At 68.1% G+C, this 13,007-nt stretch carries 12 protein-coding genes; 4 read left to right on the forward strand and 8 right to left on the reverse strand.

Annotated elements, in window-relative coordinates; all coding sequences use genetic code 11:
• Positions 1–182 precede the first annotated feature (182 nt).
• Positions 183–1,043: a TerD family protein gene (locus ACIBK3_RS03800; RefSeq protein ID WP_399361522.1), complete on the forward strand. Its 861-nt coding sequence runs from the start codon at positions 183–185 to the stop codon at positions 1,041–1,043.
• A 97-nt stretch (positions 1,044–1,140) separates the two neighbouring features.
• On the opposite strand, the gene ACIBK3_RS03805 is transcribed toward ACIBK3_RS03800, so the two are convergent.
• The 6 genes from ACIBK3_RS03805 to ACIBK3_RS03830 form a co-directional block, all read right to left on the reverse strand.
• Positions 1,141–1,878 (reverse strand): Tellurium resistance, encoded by a 738-nt coding sequence (locus tag ACIBK3_RS03805; protein WP_399362108.1) that lies wholly within the window; start codon positions 1,876–1,878, stop codon positions 1,141–1,143.
• Between the two features lie 130 nt (positions 1,879–2,008).
• Positions 2,009–3,157 (reverse strand): DUF475 domain-containing protein, encoded by a 1,149-nt coding sequence (locus ACIBK3_RS03810; protein WP_399361524.1) that lies wholly within the window; start codon positions 3,155–3,157, stop codon positions 2,009–2,011.
• A gap of 49 nt (positions 3,158–3,206) precedes the next feature.
• The gene (locus tag ACIBK3_RS03815; RefSeq protein WP_030678254.1) at positions 3,207–3,782 is read right to left on the reverse strand and encodes a TerD family protein; all 576 of its coding nucleotides are present in this window, start codon (positions 3,780–3,782) and stop codon (positions 3,207–3,209) included.
• A gap of 108 nt (positions 3,783–3,890) precedes the next feature.
• Positions 3,891–4,466 (reverse strand): TerD family protein, encoded by a 576-nt coding sequence (locus ACIBK3_RS03820; RefSeq protein WP_399361526.1) that lies wholly within the window; start codon positions 4,464–4,466, stop codon positions 3,891–3,893.
• Positions 4,467–4,579: 113 nt separating this feature from the next.
• Positions 4,580–5,038: a peroxiredoxin gene (locus tag ACIBK3_RS03825; protein ID WP_399361528.1), complete on the reverse strand. Its 459-nt coding sequence runs from the start codon at positions 5,036–5,038 to the stop codon at positions 4,580–4,582.
• Positions 5,039–5,330: 292 nt separating this feature from the next.
• Positions 5,331–5,768: a DUF3052 domain-containing protein gene (locus ACIBK3_RS03830; RefSeq protein WP_030678242.1), complete on the reverse strand. Its 438-nt coding sequence runs from the start codon at positions 5,766–5,768 to the stop codon at positions 5,331–5,333.
• A gap of 431 nt (positions 5,769–6,199) precedes the next feature.
• Between ACIBK3_RS03830 and aceE the strand changes: the two genes are divergently transcribed.
• A complete protein-coding gene (gene aceE / locus ACIBK3_RS03835) occupies positions 6,200–8,947 on the forward strand; it encodes a pyruvate dehydrogenase (acetyl-transferring), homodimeric type (protein ID WP_399361530.1) in 2,748 nt (915 codons plus the stop codon).
• Between the two features lie 78 nt (positions 8,948–9,025).
• Entirely contained in the window at positions 9,026–9,778 is a 753-nt protein-coding gene (locus ACIBK3_RS03840) for a potassium channel family protein (RefSeq protein WP_399361532.1), read from the forward strand.
• 156 nt (positions 9,779–9,934) lie between these two features.
• On the opposite strand, the gene ACIBK3_RS03845 is transcribed toward ACIBK3_RS03840, so the two are convergent.
• On the reverse strand, positions 9,935–10,243 hold the full coding sequence (locus ACIBK3_RS03845) for a small hydrophobic protein (RefSeq protein WP_399361534.1): 309 nt from the start codon (positions 10,241–10,243) through the stop codon (positions 9,935–9,937).
• 390 nt (positions 10,244–10,633) lie between these two features.
• Entirely contained in the window at positions 10,634–12,253 is a 1,620-nt protein-coding gene (locus tag ACIBK3_RS03850) for an MFS transporter (protein WP_399361536.1), read from the reverse strand.
• Between the two features lie 65 nt (positions 12,254–12,318).
• Here ACIBK3_RS03850 and ACIBK3_RS03855 point away from each other — a divergent pair, with 65 nt between their 5' ends.
• The gene (locus ACIBK3_RS03855) at positions 12,319–12,939 is read left to right on the forward strand and encodes a TetR family transcriptional regulator (protein ID WP_399361538.1); all 621 of its coding nucleotides are present in this window, start codon (positions 12,319–12,321) and stop codon (positions 12,937–12,939) included.
• Positions 12,940–13,007 lie beyond the last annotated feature (68 nt).

Raw genomic sequence — 13,007 nt, forward strand, 5'->3', positions numbered from 1 at the left:
CCGTTCACAGGTGGCCGGTAATAGTACGTAGACATCCATGTCCGGGATTCCCGCCAGGCATGAATTTCAGGTAACACAGACGAACACAGACGAACACAGACAAGTCGACGGAGAGACGAAATCTCCGGCGATCCGGCACCCCCGCGTTGTCGTGACCAGGACCGAGAGGGCAGGATGACCGCATGACGCACGCCATGCTGAAAGGGTCGAACATCCCCCTCGAAGCCACCACGGTACGCGCCGTGCTGCGCTGGGCTCCCGGGCAGGGGGTGGACGTCGACGCCTCGGCGCTGCTCCTCGGCCCCGACGGTCGTGTGCGATCCGACGAGGACTTCGTCTTCTACAACCAGCCCCGCCACCCCTCGGGCAAGGTCTGGCGGCTCGGCAAGAAGCGCGTCGCCGAGGGCCTTACAGACACGATCCAGACAGATCTCGCCGGTGTCGAGCCCGATGTCAGTCAGATTTTCCTGGTCGCTTCGGCGGAGGGCGTCACCTTCGACCGCGTCCAGGGCCTGTGCATTCTGCTGTACGACGCCTCGGTCGCCGACGGTGAGCCGCTGACCACCTTCGACATCCGGCCGACGACGGGCGAGGAGACCGTCCTGATCTGCGGCGAGCTGTACCGGCGCGGCGAGGGCTGGAAGTTCCGCGCCCTGGGCGAGGGCTACGACAACGGCCTGCAGGGCCTGGCGATGAACTACGGCATCTCGGTCGACGAGTCCGAGGGCATGGCAGAGGGGCCGGAGGCGGCGCCGGAGATCATGGCGACCGCGATCGTCCCGGCACCGACCCAGCCGAGCGCCCCGACCCAGCAGGCGTCCGACATCTCCTCCCAGCCGCTGCCCCCGGAACAGCCGACCGCGGTACCCACCCAGCCGGCCTACGGCTACCCCCAGCAGCCCGCGGCCGCCGCCACGGTCCAGCCGGCCTACGGCTATCCGCACCCGACGAGCCAGCCGGCGTACGGCTACCCCCCGACGGCCACGACCCCGGACCCGGAGTTCCGCCTGCCGCCCCAGGGCCCGCAGTTCGTCGGGCGCTGAGCGCTCCGAGGGGAGCACCACGAGGTGCCGTCGACCGTCTGCGGCTCCGTCACGGCCGGTCGCACGGCTCCCCGTGCCCATGCGGGGCGCCGGCGCGTCAGCGTTCGGCCTTGGCCTTGTAGCCGCGCCCCCACTGCAACCCCCACCCGTACAACCGGTCCAGCTCTGCCTGGAACCCGTAGACGAACTTCACCTCACGCCGTACCACCAGCTCCCCCTTCACGTTCTCGATCATCACCACCGCGCACGACCGGGCCTGGGGGTGCCGTTCGTCGAGATGTATCTCGATGCGCGGACCGTTGCTGGGGTACAGCGTGACGATGGCGTGCGTACGGTCGAACGCCGGCGTCTGGTCGTATATGTAGACGAAGACCAGCAGCCGCTTGATGGCGTCGCGGTGGTCGAGGTTGACGTACATCGTCTCCCCGGACGCGGACCCGAACCGGTCGTCCCCGCTGAGCTTCACGTACGGCGCGGCGTTGACGTCGCCGAGATAGCTCCCGAGCGGCTGTACGACCCCTTTGGTTCCGTCCTGGAGCTCGTAGAGGCAGCCCAGGTCGAGGTCGACGTTGACCATGCTCTGGCTGTGCCCGAGGACCTCCGGCGGCTTGAGCGCCATGAAGGGATGCCGCAGCAGGCTCTCCCGCTGGGGACCTCCCATGTCGGAGGTCCGCATCCGCCAGGCCAGGTTGATGCGCAGATGCCCGGTGGCCGCGCCCTGCTTGGTGAGCGAGACCTGGCTGTGCCGTTTGGTCAGTTCGATCGAGTTGGTGGCGGCGTTGCCCGAGTCGAAGTCGGCCTCGCGCCCACGCCGGAGTCCGTCGAAGAAGCCCATTTCCCGCCCCACGTTCCAGTTGAAGAACCGCGGGCCGTCATGCACCCGCTGTCCTTGACGGCCGACGGGGCGGCACCGGGGGTCGTCCCCGACACCGCCCCGCACAGAGCGTTCCTCACTCACAAGGTGATCACACCCCGGACGAGACCTCAGTCTTCTCGTCCGAGCCCGCCGCTTTTCCCTCGGCCGCTGCCAGGGCCTTGTTGCGGCGCACTGAGGACCAGAAGGACCAGGCGATCAGGAGCACGCCGACGGAGCCGGTGATGACCTCGTGGATCTGGTACTGGATGGTGACCATGAGGATCACGGCCAGCGCGCCGATCGCGTAGTGCGCGCCGTGCTCCAGGTAGACGTAGTCGTCGAGGGTGCCCTGGCGGACCAGGTACACGGTGAGCGAGCGGACGTACATGGCGCCGATGCCGAGGCCGAGAGCCATGAGGACGATGTCGTTGGTGACGGCGAAGGCGCCGATGACGCCGTCGAAGGAGAAGGAGGCGTCCAGGACCTCCAGGTACAGGAACATGAAGAAGGCGGCCTTGCCGGCCAGGGTGACGGCCGAACGCTGCTTGCCGCTGCGCTTGGCCTCTTCCTCCTCCTCGTGTTCGCGTTCCTCCTCTTCCTCGAGCTTGTCCTCGAAGTAGCCGGAGAGGCCGCCGACGACCATGTACGTGATCAGGCCGGCGATGCCCGAGATCAGGACCGTCTGCGCCTTGTCGGCATGCGCTCCGCCGTGCTGGTGGGCGTGGGTCGCGAAGGTGAAGGCGGTGATCAGCAGGACGACCAGGGCGATGCAGACCGACAGCATGTCGACCTTGCCCAGCTTGGCCAGCGGCCGCTCCAGCCAGGAGAGCCACTTGATGTCGCGGTCCTCGAAGATGAAGTCGAGGAAGATCATGAGCAGGAACATGCCACCGAAGGCGGCGATCGCCGGGTGGGCGTCGGTGACCAGTTGCTGGTACTGGTCCTTGTTGTTGAGGGCGAGGTCGACGGCGTCGATCGGGCCGATCTTGGCGCTGATGGCGACGATGACGACGGGGAACACCAGCCGCATGCCGAAGACGGCGATGAGGACACCGACCGTGAGGAAGATCTTCTGCCAGAAGGCACTCATCTTCTTCAGGATCCCGGCGTTGACCACCGCGTTGTCGAAGGAGAGAGAGATCTCGAGAATGGAGAGGATCGCCACGATACCGAAAGCGGTCCACCCCCCGTAGAAGACCGCCGCGACCAGGCCGAGCGCGGTGACCGCGAACGACCAGCCGAAGGTTTTCAGAAGCACTGGCTACCCAATCGTGTATGTACGGGTCTCCCCCGCGCCGTACTCGGCTTTACGAAACGTTGACTCCGAAGTCTAGAGCGATGCCCCGCAGCCCCGACGCGTACCCCTGCCCCACGGCCCGGAACTTCCATTCGCCCTGGTAGCGGTAGACCTCACCGAAGATCATCGCGGTCTCCGTGGAGGCGTCCTCACTGAGGTCGTAGCGCGCGAGCTCCTGGCCGTCGGCCTGGTTGACCACCCGGATGAAGGCGTTGCTGACCTGGCCGAAGGTCTGTCCCCGGTTGTCGGCGTCATGGATCGAGACCGGGAAGACGATCTTGTCGATCTGGGCCGGCACCTTGGAGAGGTCGATCAGGATCGACTCGTCGTCCCCCTCGCCCTCGCCGGTGAGGTTGTCACCGGTGTGCTCGACCGAGCCGTCCGGGCTCTTGAGCTGGTTGTAGAAGATGAACCACTCGTCGCCCAGCACCCGCCCGTTGCTGCACATCAGGGCGCTGGCGTCGAGGTCGAAGTCGGCTCCGGTGGTGGAGCGCGCGTCCCAGCCGAGCCCGACCATCACCTGGGTGAGGTTGGGTGCGGCCTTGGACAAGGAGACGTTGCCTCCCTTGGCGAGCGTGACGCCCATGTGCTGGTCCCTCCCCGAGACGGTGGTGCTTCCCATGTCCTGCGCGTCCGGCGCCGCACGCGAACCGTGCGGCGCCGGACGGTGAAGCTCTTGGTCGGCCGGATCGGGTCAGACGTTGACGCCGAAGTCCTGCGCGATGCCGCGCAGGCCCGACGCGTAGCCCTGGCCGATGGCGCGGAACTTCCACTCCGCGCCGTTGCGGTAGAGCTCGCCGAAGACCATGGCCGTCTCCGTGGAGGCGTCCTCGGACAGGTCGTACCGGGCGATCTCGGCGCCGCCGGCCTGGTTGACGACGCGGATGAACGCGTTGCGCACCTGGCCGAAGGACTGCTGGCGGTTCTCGGCGTCGTAGATCGACACCGGGAAGACGATCTTGTCGACGTCGGCCGGCACACCGGCCAGGTTGACCTTGATCTGCTCGTCGTCGCCCTCGCCCTCACCGGTGAGGTTGTCGCCGGTGTGCTCGACCGAGCCGTCGGCGCTCTTGAGGTTGTTGAAGAAGACGAAGTTCGCGTCGCTGGCGACCTTGCCCGACGAGTTCAGCAGCAGCGCGCTGGCGTCCAGGTCGAAGTCGGTGCCGGTCGTGGTGCGGACGTCCCACCCGAGGCCGACGATGACCGCGGTCAGGCCTGGCGCCTCCTTGCTCAGTGATACGTTGCCGCCCTTGCTGAGGCTGACTCCCACGAGTCCTCCATTGGTGTCCAGGGGCGGGGAGCCCCGCCGTGCGTCTGATGTCGGATCAACGATTCGATCCTAGTGACGGGTTCCCGCACCCCGCAGTCCCTGGACCCGAACAATCACAGGGTGTCGAGCGCCTTGACGTACTCGTTCAGGTCACGCGCGTCCGGCAGGGCGTTGACGACGGTCCAGCGGACGACGCCCCCCTTGTCGATGACGAAGGTGCCGCGCACAGCGCAGCCCTTGTCCTCGGCGAAGACGCCGTAGGCGCGGGAAACCTCGCCGTGCGGCCAGAAGTCGCTCAGCAGGGGGTATTCGAGGCCCTCCTGCTCGGCGAAGACGCGCAGGGTGTGGATGGAGTCGTTCGACACGGCGAGCAGCTGGGTGTCGCGGTCGGAGAACTGCGGCAGGTTGTCACGCAGCTCGCACAGCTCGCCGGTGCACACGCCGGTGAAGGCGAAGGGGTAGAACAGCAGGACGACGTTCTTGTCGCCTCGGAAGTCGGACAGCTTCACGGTCGCGCCGTGGTTGTCCTTCAGCTCGAAGTCGGGGGCCTTCTCGCCGACCTGGATCGCCATTTCCTGGATTTCCCTTCGGTGGGGCTGTTCGGGTGGCACCCACCCTAGGCCGCCCCGAAACACACGGACGGCACGGCCCGAGACGGAGAGCCACGGCCAGGAAGCGCAATGGAAGGCCCGGCCGAGGTACGAGAAGGACGGCCGAGGCACGGATGGTACGGCCGAGGGCATGAACGGCACGGCCTGCGCGGCGATCACCGCACGGCGTCCGGCGGGCCGGACACGGCGGCGACCGGCCGGAGACGACATCGGACGGGCTGGCGGTGGTGCCAGCCCGTCCGGCGTTCCAGGGTTACTTCTTCGACTTCGCGGCCTTCGGCGTCACCAGCCGGCTGCCGCTCCAGTCCTTGCCGACGCTGACGCTCTTCGACGCGGAGAGCCCGGCGGTCGTCGCGGCTTCGGAGATGTCGCTGGGCTCCACGTAGCCGTCCCGGCCGGTCTTCGGCGTCAGCAGCAGGATCGAGCCGCCCTCCTCGATGTACGTGATGGCATCCACCAGCACATCCGTCAGGTCGCCGTCCTCGTCGCGGAACCACAGCACCACGGCATCGGCTACATCGTCGTAGTCCTCATCCACAAGGTCGCTGCCGATGACTTCCTCAATGGCCTCGCGGAGTTCCTGGTCTACGTCGTCGTCGTAGCCGATCTCCTGGACCACCTGCTCGGGCTGGAACCCCAGCCTGACGGCAGGGTTCGTCCGCTCCTCCGCGTGGTCCGCGGTCGCGCTCACGGGTTGCCTCCTGATCATGTTTAGTGAATGTCTCAGCCACGCGCGTGCGCGAAGCATTGGCCGTAGTCCACACGGGCGGGACGGATCGCGCAAGTACCCGGCCGTCCAGACCGCCGAAACGGTGACGTTCCGGGCCGTGTCGCCGCAACTTACGGCACACCGGCCCAGCCCGGGAGTGACACAGCCCACACCTTTCTGCCCCGTTTGTGCGTTTGGGAACCTTCCACGGGGAGAGAGCGGGGACGTGCCTCTCGGCCATGTGCCGACCCGAGCCGGCCCGACTGCCGGACCAAGGTCGAGTTACCCCACAGTAGAGGTGACGTTTGCCGCGCCGAGGTACACGATGGGGAACGGTGCAGGCATACCGAGAACGCAGCGAAAAACCCAGCGAAACCCAGGGAAATGCAGCCCTCTGACAGGTAAGGAACAGCGTGGCTTCCGGATCCGATCGCAACCCGATCATCATTGGCGGCCTTCCGAGTCAGGTTCCTGACTTCGATCCCGAGGAAACCCAGGAGTGGCTCGACTCCCTCGACGCCGCCGTGGACGAGCGCGGCCGGGAGCGGGCCCGTTATCTGATGCTGCGCCTGATCGAGCGGGCCCGCGAGAAGCGCGTGGCCGTGCCCGAGATGCGCAGCACGGACTACGTCAACACCATCCCCACCAGGGCCGAGCCGTTCTTCCCGGGCAACGAGGAGATCGAGCGGAAGATCCTCAACGCGACCCGCTGGAACGCGGCCGTGATGGTCTCCCGCGCCCAGCGCCCCGGCATCGGCGTCGGCGGCCACATCGCCACCTTCGCCTCCTCCGCCTCGCTCTACGACGTCGGCTTCAACCACTTCTTCCGCGGCAAGGACGAGGGCGACGGCGGAGACCAGGTCTTCTTCCAGGGCCACGCCTCGCCGGGCATCTACGCCCGCGCGTTCCTGCTGGACCGGCTCAGTGAGCAGAACCTGGACGGGTTCCGCCAGGAGAAGTCGAAGGCGCCGCACGGCCTGTCGAGCTACCCGCACCCGCGGCTGATGCCGGACTTCTGGGAGTTCCCGACCGTGTCGATGGGTCTCGGCCCGATCGGCGCGATCTACCAGGCGCGGATGAACCGCTACATGCACGCGCGCGGGATCGCCGACACCTCGAAGTCGCACGTGTGGGCGTTCCTGGGCGACGGCGAGATGGACGAGCCGGAGTCGCTCGGCCAGCTGTCCATCGCCGCCCGGGAGGGCTTGGACAACCTGACCTTCGTGGTCAACTGCAATCTGCAGCGGCTCGACGGCCCGGTGCGCGGCAACGGGAAGATCATCCAGGAGCTGGAGTCGATCTTCCGGGGCGCCGGCTGGAACGTGATCAAGCTGGTCTGGGACCGCACCTGGGACCCGCTGCTCGCACAGGACCGCGACGGTGTGCTGGTCAACAAGATGAACACCACGCCGGACGGCCAGTTCCAGACGTACGCCACCGAGACCGGCGCGTACATCCGCGATCACTTCTTCGGCGACGACCAGCGGCTGCGCGCGATGGTCGAGAACATGACCGACGACCAGATCCTGCACCTGGGGCGCGGCGGCCACGACCACCGGAAGATCTTCGCGGCCTACAAGGCGGCCGTGGAGCACAAGGGCCAGCCGACAGTCATCCTGGCGAAGACCATCAAGGGCTGGACGCTGGGTCCCAACTTCGAGGGCCGCAACGCCACGCACCAGATGAAGAAGCTGACGGTCGACGACCTCAAGCGCTTCCGCGACCGGCTGCACCTGCCGATCTCCGACAAGGAGCTGGAGTCCGGCGCGCCGCCGTACTACCACCCGGGCCGCGACTCGGAGGAGATCCAGTACATGCACGACCGCCGCAAGGGCTGCGGCGGATACGTCCCCACCCGCGTGGTGCGCTCGAAGCCGCTCGCACTGCCGGACGACAAGACGTACGCGACCGTGAAGAAGGGCTCCGGCCAGCAGTCCATCGCCACCACCATGGCGTTTGTACGGCTGCTCAAGGACCTCATGCGGGACAAGGAGATCGGCAAGCGGTTCGTGCTGATCGCGCCGGACGAGTACCGCACGTTCGGCATGGACTCCTTCTTCCCGAGTGCGAAGATCTACAACCCGCTCGGCCAGCAGTACGAGGCTGTGGACCGGGACCTGCTGCTCGCCTACAAGGAGTCGCCGCAGGGCCAGATGCTGCACGACGGCATCTCTGAGGCGGGCTGCACGGCCTCGCTGATCGCGGCGGGCTCGGCGTACGCCACGCACGGCGAGCCGCTGATCCCGGTGTACGTCTTCTACTCGATGTTCGGTTTCCAGCGCACCGGCGACCAGTTCTGGCAGATGTCGGACCAGCTGGCGCGCGGTTTCGTACTGGGGGCGACCGCCGGCCGTACGACCCTGACCGGTGAGGGCCTGCAGCACGCGGACGGCCACTCGCAGCTGCTCGCCTCCACCAACCCGGGCTGCGTGGCGTACGACCCCGCCTTCGGTTTCGAGATCGCGCACATCGTCAAGGACGGTCTGCGCCGGATGTACGGCGGTTCCGAGGAGCACCCGCACGGCGAGGACGTCTTCTACTACCTCACCGTCTACAACGAGCCGATCCAGCACCCGGCCGAGCCGGCGAACGTGGACGCCGAGGGCATCGTCAAGGGCATCCACCGCTTCAGCGAGGGCACCTCGGGGTCGGTCCCGGCGCAGATCATGGCGTCCGGCGTGGCGGTTCCCTGGGCGGTCGAGGCGCAGAGGATCCTCGCCGAGGAGTGGAACGTGAAGGCCGACGTCTGGTCGGCGACCTCCTGGAACGAGCTGCGGCGCGAGGCCGTGGCCTGCGAGGAGTACAACCTGCTGCACCCGGAGGAGGAGCAGCGGGTGCCGTACGTGACCCGGAAGCTGACCGGTGCGGAGGGTCCGTTCGTGGCCGTCTCCGACTGGATGCGATCGGTTCCGGACCAGATCGCGCGGTGGGTCCCGGGGACGTACCAGTCGCTGGGCGCGGACGGCTTCGGCTTCGCGGACACCCGGGGCGCGGCCCGGCGGTTCTTCCACATCGACGCGCAGTCGATCGTGGTGGGCGTGCTGACCGAGCTGGCCAGGGAGGGCAAGGTCGACCGGTCGGTGCTCAAGCAGGCGATCGACCGGTACCAGCTGCTCGACGTGTCGGCGGCCGACCCGGGGGCCGCGGGCGGCGACGCGTAGCGCCACGCCGGGCGGGAACGGCTGAGGGCGGTGGAGCCGGCGGCTCCACCGCCCTTACCGCTTCTTTACGATGCGGACATGAAGCAACTGTCGGCGCAGGCCCGGTGGGAGCAGTGGACGCAACGGCCGCTCCTGGCGCTCGCCGTGCTGTTCGCCGTGGCCTACGCGGTACCGATCGTGGACACCTCCGCCGGGTCGACCGTGACCTTCGCGTGTTCGGTGGTCGAGTGGACGGTGTGGGGGGCGTTCGCGGCGGACTACGTGGTGCGCCTGGCGCTCACTCCGTACCGGCGTGAGTTCGTCCGTACCCACTGGCTGGACCTGTGCGCGGTGGTGCTGCCGATGCTCCAGCCGCTGCGGCTGCTGCGGCTGGTCTCGACCCTGATGCTGGTGGGGCGGCGGGCGCGGATGGCCTCGCAGATCCGGGTGACCACGTATGTGGCGGGGGCCGTGGTGGGCCTGCTGATGTTCGGGTCGCTGGCCGTGCTGTCGGTGGAGCGCGAGTCGCCGGACGGGAACATCCGGACGCTGGGTGACGCCGTGTGGTGGTCCTTCACGACGATGACGACCGTCGGGTACGGGGACCACGCCCCGACCACCGGACTGGGCCGGATCATCGCGGTCGGGCTGATGCTGTCCGGCATCGCGTTGCTGGGTGTGGTGACCGCGAACATCGCCGCGTGGTTCATCGAGCGGTTCGAGAAGGACGACGTGGAGGAACAGCGGCAGACGGAGGCGATCCGGGAACTGGCGGCCGAGGTGCGGGCCCTGCGGGCCGAGGTCGCGGCGCTGCGGAAGACGTCTGCCGAAAGATCCGGCGCGGAGAGATGACCGGCGACGCGGGCGAGCGGGTCGCGGATGACCGGCGATGCAGGGCGCCGACGGGCTGCGGATGTGGGTGACCGGCGACGCGGGGCGTGGACGGGATGCGGACGCGGGTGGGCCCCCGGTCGTCCCACCGGGGGCCCTTCCCTCACATTCCCGGGGTCAGAACAGTCCTGTCCCCGGGGTGGCCGCTCCGGCGAGCCAGATGACCGCCAGGAGCGTGTCGATGGCGCCCAGGACCACGGCGATCAGGGCAGGCACCGAGCGGGTGCCCGTCCACGTGCGCCCCATCGCGAGCCAGCCGCAGACGATCGCCACCGGGCCGAGAATGATCCCCAGCACAAAGAATCCGGCGACGGCGCAGATGACTCCGATGATTTCCAGCGTCGCGCGATCCGGCCCGGTCCGTGACCACGTCCGGCCACGTGAGCGGGGGTACCTGCGCGTTCCTTGTCCGAAGCCCGCCATCATCAACTCCCTGAACCCCTCGGTTGATTCGGGTCGTTCCGGGTTCAATGACGCGAGTACCCACGCTGCGCTTCCCAATCCTCCGGCCTTGCGGCGCGCCGCCCCCCTCCGGCAGCGCGCCGCAGCACCGGCCGCCCTCCTCGTCGTACGAACTCGCACACACCTGCGCGAACTTGCACGAACCCGCATGGACCGTACGGATACGTACGAACCCCATGGATACGCACGAACCTGTACGAACTCCCCGAAAGTGCCCGGGGAATGTGCCGTACCGGAGGGCTTGACCCACTGTGACGTGCGGCGCGTACCGGGGTCGAGGAATCTTTAGCGTTGTCACCCTGATAGGGGAACTCCGCCTGATTCCGCCGCAGTTCGGCGGGCCGGCAACCGGCGTCAGATGTGGCCGACGCCCGCCCCCGCCTCCGCGTTCTCACCGCGCTTGGTGAGCAGCGCGACCAGGATGGCGACGGCGGCGACTCCGCAGGCGACCAGGGACGCCAGGCTCATCCCGGAGATGAAGGTGTCGTGCGCGACATCGGCGATCTTCGCGGCGACCGGCGCGGGGGTGTTCGGGGCGACCGGCGCCATACCGACCTGGACCGCTTCCGAGGCCTGGTGGAGCTGGGTGGGATTGAGCTCCGGGAGGCCTGCGGCCTTCCAGTTGCCCGCGAGGTCGTTGTCGACCTTGGAGGCCATCACGGCACCGAGGACGGCCGTGCCGAGGCTGCCGCCGATCTGCATCGCGGCCTGCTGGAGACCGCCGGCCACACCGGAGAGCTCCATCGCGGCGTTGCCGACGATGACCTCGGTGGCACCGACCATGACGGGCGCGAGGCCGAGGCCCAGCAGGGCGAACCAGAGGGACATGGCGGCGCTGCCGGTGTCCGTCTCCAGCGTGGACATGCCGTACATGGCGATCGCGGTGGCCGCCATACCGCCGGCCAGCGGGACCCGCGGACCCAGCTTGGAGATCATCGCGCCCGCCAGCGGGGAGCCGACGATCATCATGCCGGTGAGCGGGAGGAGGTGCAGGCCCGCGTCGATGGGGCTCATCCCGTGGACGTTCTGGAGGTAGAACGTCACGAAGAACAGGCCGCCCATGAAGGCGATGGCCATCAGGACCATCAGCACCACACCCGCGGACAGCGGGACGGAGCGGAACAGCGCCAGCGGGATCAGCGGTTCCTTGACCTTCGTCTCCCAGAAGGCGAAGAGCGCGAAGCCGACCACGGACGCGACGACGAAGGCCCAGGTCTTGCCGTCGCCCCAGCCCCAGGCGGGAGCCTTGATGAGGGCCCAGACCAGGCAGAACATCGCGCCGGACAGCAGCACGATGCCGAGGATGTCGAAGGAGCGCGGCGCGTTCTCGGCGCGGTGGTCGCGCAGGATCAGGACGCCGAGGACCACGGCGAGGACGCCGACCGGCACGTTGATGAAGAACACCGACTGCCAGTTGACGTGCTCGACCAGGACCCCGCCGAGGATCGGGCCGCCGGCCGTGGAGGCGCCGATGACCATGCCCCAGAGGCCGATGGCCATGTTGAGCTTCTCGGCCGGGAAGGTCGCCCGCAGCAGACCCAGCGCGGCCGGCATCAGCAGGGCACCGAACAGCCCCTGCAGGACCCGGAAGGTGACGACCAGCGCGATGCTGCTGGACATCCCGATGGCACCGGAGGCGGCGGCGAAGCCGACCACACCGATCAGGAAGGTCTGCCGGTGCCCGAAGCGGTCACCGAGCTTGCCCGCGGTGATCAGGGAGACCGCGAGGGCGAGGAAGTAGCCGTTGGTGATCCACTGGACGTCGGCGAAGCTCGCCTTGAGGTCCTGCTGGATGGCCGGGTTGGCGATGGCGACGATGGTGCCGTCGAGGGCCACCATCATGACGCCGACCGCGACGGTTATGAGGGTGAACCAGGGGTGGCCGCGCAGCCCGGAGGCCGGGGCCCCGTCCGACGGGGACGCCGGTTTCCCGCTCCCCGGCCCCGTCGTGTCGATGGTGGTCTGACTAGTCATGCGTCGAGGCTAATGACAGCCGCTGACAATTGACAAACCAAATCACAAGTCAGTAACTGACCCCTATGGAAACACTGCGCGAACGCAAGAAGCAGCGCACCCGCGACGCCCTGCTGCGAGCCGCCCTCGAACTGTTCACCACTCGGGGTTACGAGGGCACCACGGTCGACGACATCGCCGACGCCGTCGATGTCTCGCAGCGCACCTTCTTCCGCTACTTCGCCGGCAAGGAGGAGGCCGCCCTCACCCTCCAGGAGATGACGGTGGCGCACTTCATCGAGCTGGTGCGCGAGCGTCCGCCGCAGGAGGCGCCGATGGTGGCGCTGCGCCGGGCGGTCCTGGAGGGCTGGGGCACCCTCAACGACGTCGTCGAGGCGATCGTCCCGGTGGAGCTCTACCTGCGCATGTACCGGGTGATCGAGTCGACCCCCGCGCTGCTGGCCGCGCATCTGCGCCGCTCCGACGAGGCGGAGGAGGAGATCGCGCGCGTGCTCGCCGCTCGGGAGGGCCTCGATGTGGACGCGGACCCGCGGCCTCGGCTGGCGGTCGCCGTCTTCAGCGGTGTGATGCGGGTCACGGGACGGCAGTGGAGCACCGGAGAGGACTTCAGCCTGGAGGCGATCCGGGAGCTGACGGCGCGTTACCTCGAGCAGGTGGGACCGGCGCTGGCGGGAAACTGGCGATGATGCGGAAAGCGCCCCCCGAACGCCCCTTTTGTCCAAACGTGATTCACGCCACTTGGCTAACGCGAGAC

This window comes from Streptomyces sp. NPDC050287, assembly GCF_044459385.1.
Taxonomy (GTDB): domain Bacteria; phylum Actinomycetota; class Actinomycetes; order Streptomycetales; family Streptomycetaceae; genus Streptomyces.

What these genes read in the sequence shown, in the direction of transcription:
- ACIBK3_RS03800 (WP_399361522.1), top strand. Translation starts at nt 183, where the DNA reads ATGACGCACGCCATGCTGAAAGGGTCGAACATCCCCCTCGAAGCCACC.
- ACIBK3_RS03805 (WP_399362108.1), bottom strand. Translation starts at nt 1,878, where the DNA reads ATGGGCTTCTTCGACGGACTCCGGCGTGGGCGCGAGGCCGACTTCGAC.
- ACIBK3_RS03815 (WP_030678254.1), bottom strand. Translation starts at nt 3,782, where the DNA reads ATGGGCGTCACGCTCGCCAAGGGAGGCAACGTCTCCTTGTCCAAGGCC.
- ACIBK3_RS03825 (WP_399361528.1), bottom strand. Translation starts at nt 5,038, where the DNA reads ATGGCGATCCAGGTCGGCGAGAAGGCCCCCGACTTCGAGCTGAAGGAC.
- ACIBK3_RS03840 (WP_399361532.1), top strand. Translation starts at nt 9,026, where the DNA reads ATGAAGCAACTGTCGGCGCAGGCCCGGTGGGAGCAGTGGACGCAACGG.
- ACIBK3_RS03845 (WP_399361534.1), bottom strand. Translation starts at nt 10,243, where the DNA reads ATGATGGCGGGCTTCGGACAAGGAACGCGCAGGTACCCCCGCTCACGT.
- ACIBK3_RS03850 (WP_399361536.1), bottom strand. Translation starts at nt 12,253, where the DNA reads ATGACTAGTCAGACCACCATCGACACGACGGGGCCGGGGAGCGGGAAA.
- ACIBK3_RS03855 (WP_399361538.1), top strand. Translation starts at nt 12,319, where the DNA reads ATGGAAACACTGCGCGAACGCAAGAAGCAGCGCACCCGCGACGCCCTG.